Here is a 5,911-nt window from a genome sequence, read left to right as displayed (position 1 = left end):
TCAAAGGGCTTAACGAAACCGACCTGAAAGTCGCCTTTAATGATGTGGATTTCTGTCTTAAAGTGAAAAAAGCAGGTTATCGCAATCTCTGGACTCCTTATGCGGAGCTTTATCACTACGAATCGATCTCTCGTGGCGCTGAAGATAATCCGGAAAAAATTAAGCGTTTTATGGGGGAAGTTGAGTATATGAAATCGACTTGGAATACCGATAATATAGCTGATTGTTATTATAGTAATAATTTAACCTTAAAAAAGGAAAATTTTTCATTAGCAATTTGATTCATACATAACTAAATACAGGGGGTAACTTTCCCCCTGTAAATATAAGATAAAAAAATGCGTAAGATTTTAATAAATAAATATCTTTCTGAAGAAGAACTAAAAAAAGGTAATGTTTTAAACATTGACTTTCCATTAACAAATGAAATTATTTCTTATGATAAAGATTTAAGTTTTTCTGGCTGGTATATTTCAAAAGAAGGATATGATAATCTATTCATTAAAGAAAATGACATTTATCGTAAAGTTCAAATAAATAGAGTCAGGAAAGATGCAAAAAAAGCCATTGCTCCTGATTTGGCATCGGTTAGTGATGTTTGCGGTTTTTCAATAGACGCATCAATTAATGATAAATTAGAATTTTACTATCTTAATAGTGATGGTACGTATAATATTCTTTGCACATTTAAAAAAACAGATGTGGGTGAATTAGATTATAATATTGATGAAGTTAAAGATGTGTTAGATTATAAAAACTTTGATAATATCGATCTCTTAAAAGAAACGTTTAGTTTTAAAGTGGATGAAGAAGAATTTAAGAGACTGTTTGTCGCGCTGAATAATAAGAAAAAAAGCACTACGGATGATATAGATTCACAAATATTAATTAACAGGGTTACTAACTATTTTAATAGTAATTCATTTGTTGATGATTTTATAGAGCGTAGAGTAAAAGTAACTGATAATCACTATTTCAACAATATTAACATCATTAGAATAGATATAGAAGCAACAGTAGTGGTTTTATTTCAACATGTAACTACTTGTGATGCAGTCTACTTTCCTGAACATAATGTATTGAAAATATTACATCATCTGAATGAAGAGCAAATTTTTAACTCTTTAGCTGATTCCGTATGGACAATTATTTCAGGGGCAAGGAAATTAAAGAATTTATCAGACCTAGAAATATCTCTTTTGGTAAGTCATGGTCGGCCATATCATTATTTATATAATAACATCCCATTATTAAACGACTTAATTGAAAGAAAATCTATCTCTAACTCTATTCTTCAAGTTGTTGGACAGGATTTTTTAGATCTAAAGATAATTTTCAAAGATATTAATTATAAATTAGTTAATTATGATTCAATATCCAAGTGTCAATCTTTGATTTTTAAGATAGGTAGAGAGTTTTATAAAGTCGAAGGAACGCAATTAATAGATAAATTAGACCAAAGAATACGAGAAAATATTGGTTTTCATAAGAAAGATGAAAATAAAGATAATAGTATTTCAATTTGGATGGGGATTACTGTACAAAAAAGATCTTGGCTTGAACAAGTTGAGTATCAAATAGAGTTATTATCCTTATTATCACCTTTATTTGAAGAAATTAATCTTTATCTAGATGGGTGGACAGCTCCTCATAATAAGTCGGCTGTGGATTATAGAGAAATAAATAACGACTTGGTAATTTTTGAACGCTTTAAAGAACTTGTACCAGATAACGTTAAATTAATAAATCTTATCGGCGAAACAATGGAAGAAAAGATCCGACAGTCAGGATATATTGATTTTTTCATTGCTAATCAACTAACAGGTTCTATGCTAATTTCAAGAATTGCTAGAAAGCCAGGTATTACGCACATCAGTAGAGCGGGACAACTAGAAAGTTCATTATGTCATATCAATCCATTAGCTATTCCTGTACCAGTGGATTTAATAGAGGATGTAGTATTTGATAATGATAGGACTGATTATGTTAGTTATACTATGGATAAAAACGGATTTCTTGCGTTAGCGCAAAGGTTAGTCAGTATAATTAGAAGGTAAATAAAATGAAAGTTACAGCATTTGTTCCAGTAAAACTTAATAATGAACGTTTACCTGGAAAAAACACAAAGCCTTTTTCTAATGGAAGACCGCTAATTGATTACATCTTAAGTTCATTAATAAAAGTTAATAATATTGATGATATTTATGTATATTGTAGTGATCCTTCAATTAAGGAATACCTCCCTGATGGGATAAAATTCTTACAACGTAGCAAGGATCTTGATTCTGATACGACAAAAATAAATGAAGTCATGCAATCATTTATGAATGATGTTGATTCTGATTTCTATGTATTAACGCATGCAACCGCACCATTTATAAAATCAGAAACAATTGAAAAATCTGTGGATGCGTTAATTGTCGAAGGTCATGATTCTGCACTGACAGTGGAACGGAAAAATGAATTTTTGTGGTTGGCAGGGAAAGCTTTTAATTACGATCCTACATCCATTCCACGTACACAAGATCTTGACCCATTCTTTATAGAGACAACGGGTCTATACGCCTACTCTAAAGAACTTGTTCAAGCTAGCAGACGTATTGGTAACAACCCAAAGTTAATTGAAGTGGATAGAATTGAAGCTGTTGATATCAATGAACCTATAGATTTCCATATTGCTAACGCACTTGTCAGTTCAGACTTGATTAAGGATTTGTAATGTTAGATGTTTTAATAGAAAGAATTTATGCTAAGTTGGATGATATAACAAGTCTTCGTGATGAAAAGGAATTGAAGCCAGACAATAGCTTTGTATCAAAAGGCGACCTCTTGGTTCAGGAGATTGTATTCGATTTTTGTAAAGAATATCTTCCAAATCACGAACTGATTTCTGAAGAATTAGCACCATTTGATAATGTCCAATGGGATATTAATGGCTCATATGTTGTGTTGGACCCTATAGATGGCACCGAGAATTTTGTTAGTGGTTTGAGAGAGTGGGGAGTGGGGGTTTCTATATATACAAATGGAGTTCACGAAACATCTTGTATACTTCTTCCAGAGTTGAATGAATTTGCCTTAACTGGTCAACCTATAAAACGATTTGAATCAAGAATTCATGGTCTTTCATCATCACTAACAAAAGAAGACTTACTCAAATTACCTGATGGTTTTGAATATAGGATTATAGGTTGTTCTATGTATAATATGCTGTCGGCAGTCAAAGGTAGTTATGCTCGTTTTGAAAATGTAAAAGGAGTTAACTGCTGGGATGTATTACCCGGATTGAATCTTGCTATTGAACATGGGGTCAAGGCATTTGTCGATGGCGTGGAGTATAAAGGTCAAATTTTATTTCCTACCCGAAAGTATAAAATTCTACTAGAGGCTAACTAATGAAAACTATTAATGATATTCTTAAGTTTTTTAAACTGTCTGGTAAATCTAAAATAGCTGTTATTGGTAAAGGCTCATCGTTAGATAAAGTTGATCTCTCTAAGCTGTCTGAGTTTTTTATTATTAACATTAATGATTCAGAGAAAGCTTACCCAGGAGATATTGGTATTTATCATTTATCTTGGGTATCAGATTATTTAAATGAAAGTGGTGGTAATTGCAGTTTTTATATTACTTCTCGCTGTGAAGATTCTGGTCGTCCTTCAACTGTTATCGTTGATCATATTTACGAAGACCCTGAAAACGTACGACCTCTCCAAGAGCGTTTTTTTGATCGGGAATTCTTATTAGAAGATGCAACGGTCGTTTCAGCAATTAAGCTGGCTAATTTATGTGCTGATTATGTCAGGGATAAACTTGACGTATATCTTTTGGGTTTTGACTTTACCCTAACAAGTGGTTTCTCATCAAAATCTAGTAGTGAGATTGCTCTAGGAAATAATGATTATGTAGAAAGTCTGCTGAATAGTCAGAAAGCGTATTTAGAATTGATTTTATCTCATTCACAAGATCTTTCTATCAATGTTAATCATGTTGGCGACTTATCATTCAGTTCCATGAATTTTAAAGAGTTCAATAAGTCTGTTAACGGTAGTGAGCCACAAAAATCATTGCTTTCCTCTTCTATTAATTCTAATGGCGGTAATAAGGGCTATAGAGTAAAAGTCGTTGCTGAAATCACTACCAATCATTTCGGCGACCTCGGGCTACTTCAGAAAATGATCAAGGCCGCGGCTGAATCTGGTGCTGACTACATCAAGCTTCAAAAGCGTGATGTTGAAAGTTTTTATTCACAAGAAGAGCTAGCTAAACCATACAAATCTCCATTTGGTAACACGTTTAGAGATTATCGTAATGGTTTAGAGTTGGATGAATTTGGCTTCGAAATGGTAGAGAAATGGTGCCAAGAATATGGTATCAAGTGGTTCGCATCAGTTTTAGATCTTCCTTCTTATGAGTTTATGAAGCGTTTTAATCCAGAGATGGTTAAGTTACCATCAACTATCTCTGAGCATACTGAATTTCTTAAAGCAGTAGCGGAGGATTTTAAAGGTGATGTTGTATTATCAACAGGGATGACAGATGCTGCTTATGAAGAATTTGTTCTTGAACAATTTAAAAATTGTCGCAACCTTTATTTATTACAGTGTGTTTCTTCGTATCCAACAATGAATGAAGATGCGAATGTCGCTGTTGTTAGGCATTACCATGATTTGAGTAAACAACATTCTAAAATCATTCCTGGGTACTCTAGTCATGATGTAGGTTCTCTATGCTGTCAGCTTTCGGTTGCGGCTGGTGGCCTTATGGTTGAAAAGCATGTTAAGTATGGTAATACACCATGGGCTCATTTTGATAACGTGGCTATTGATATGCTTACTGATAATTTCACTAACTTTGTTCGCGACATTCGTGTTGCTGAAGTTTGTGTCGGAAATGATACTAAGTTTGTGTTAGAAACAGAACATCATAAATATAGGAAGTAGATAGATAGCAGCGCGCTGGTCAACACTAAAACTATTTTTTGTTGACCAGCACGAATGTTTTTAATTTTAGTCTTGTATAAATTTATGAATAAAAAGATCCTAAGTACGCTTCTTGTCTTGATTCCTAGAAAAATACAGCAGAAGTCAGTTGCTAAAGCTTTGAATTATCTTTTTCCAACAGGTTTCTTTGAATCCAAAGAATCTAGAACCATTGAGTTTTCCTTGACTGACCTCAAGCATAGTTGGATATTGAAAATGGATGAGTATGGTTTTCATGCTTCTAGTCGTAAAATTAAGAGTACAGACATAGTTATTAAGTCAGAATTAAATACCATTTTAGAGTCACAAGACTCACGAAATCTGAAAAATGCATTATCCTCGGGTAATATTGAAATTGTCGCTTTGCCATCTGATGCTGTTAGATTAAAAAAGGTGCTCTCATCAATCGGCCAAAATGAGCTAGATGAAATAATTAGCCATTGTTATCGATTTTTTAAATTAAGTCCGAGATCACGTATTAATATCCGCACGGTTACACTTGATGATATTCGTATCGCCAAAGACGTAGATTTTATTCGTGACGAGGCTATTAAATTAGAGAAAGTTGATTTAAATGAAGCGTTACGCCTGATGGAAATTGCGCAATGTGCTCGACCTAATGGACCATTTATTGCGAAAAAAGTCAAAGAATACCGAATCGCGTTAGATAAATAAATCGTTTGGTTTCTTAAAGCGTGCTGCTACTTTAAGAAGTATGTAGGATAATGGGATACCTTTTGGTAGCAGCAGCGTTTACTTCATTTATCACTTTTTCGGCCATACCCCGCCAGTCAGATATAGGCCGACGGCAGTCAGGACCGGATAGCCGAACGCCTCGTTGATCATCTCGCCAATTGGTGCCCATTCCAGGCCGTGCATACAGCCGACAATCACCATGCTGTGCAAAATGATGTACGGGATGGTAAACA

General features: G+C 33.8%; 6 protein-coding genes. All 6 read left to right on the top strand.

All coding sequences use genetic code 11. From position 1 onward, the window contains the following. The coding region (locus ACN0QX_RS15235; protein ID WP_417198173.1) for a glycosyltransferase family 2 protein at positions 1 to 281 on the top strand (281 nt) is incomplete at its 5' end. A gap of 57 nt (positions 282 to 338) precedes the next feature. Next, complete coding sequence (locus ACN0QX_RS15230; RefSeq protein ID WP_417198172.1) at positions 339 to 2,057, top strand: hypothetical protein; 1,719 nt, start codon at positions 339 to 341, stop codon at positions 2,055 to 2,057. Positions 2,058 to 2,062: 5 nt separating this feature from the next. Then, positions 2,063 to 2,719: a cytidylyltransferase domain-containing protein gene (locus ACN0QX_RS15225; protein ID WP_417198171.1), complete on the top strand. Its 657-nt coding sequence runs from the start codon at positions 2,063 to 2,065 to the stop codon at positions 2,717 to 2,719. Then, positions 2,719 to 3,396: an inositol monophosphatase family protein gene (locus ACN0QX_RS15220; RefSeq protein WP_417198170.1), complete on the top strand. Its 678-nt coding sequence runs from the start codon at positions 2,719 to 2,721 to the stop codon at positions 3,394 to 3,396. The genes ACN0QX_RS15225 and ACN0QX_RS15220 overlap by 1 nt, the downstream gene beginning before the upstream one ends. Then, on the top strand, positions 3,396 to 4,943 hold the full coding sequence (locus ACN0QX_RS15215) for an N-acetylneuraminate synthase family protein (RefSeq protein ID WP_417198169.1): 1,548 nt from the start codon (positions 3,396 to 3,398) through the stop codon (positions 4,941 to 4,943). The genes ACN0QX_RS15220 and ACN0QX_RS15215 overlap by 1 nt, the downstream gene beginning before the upstream one ends. An 84-nt stretch (positions 4,944 to 5,027) precedes the next feature. Further along, positions 5,028 to 5,657, top strand: a complete 630-nt coding sequence (locus ACN0QX_RS15210) for a hypothetical protein (RefSeq protein WP_417198168.1) — start codon at positions 5,028 to 5,030, stop codon at positions 5,655 to 5,657. Positions 5,658 to 5,911: the final 254 nt, after the last annotated feature.

This window comes from Bizionia sp., from assembly GCF_048259285.1.
Taxonomy (GTDB): domain Bacteria; phylum Bacteroidota; class Bacteroidia; order Flavobacteriales; family Flavobacteriaceae; genus Algorimicrobium; species Algorimicrobium hallyeonense.
This window is presented reverse-complemented; position numbering and strand designations above follow the sequence as displayed.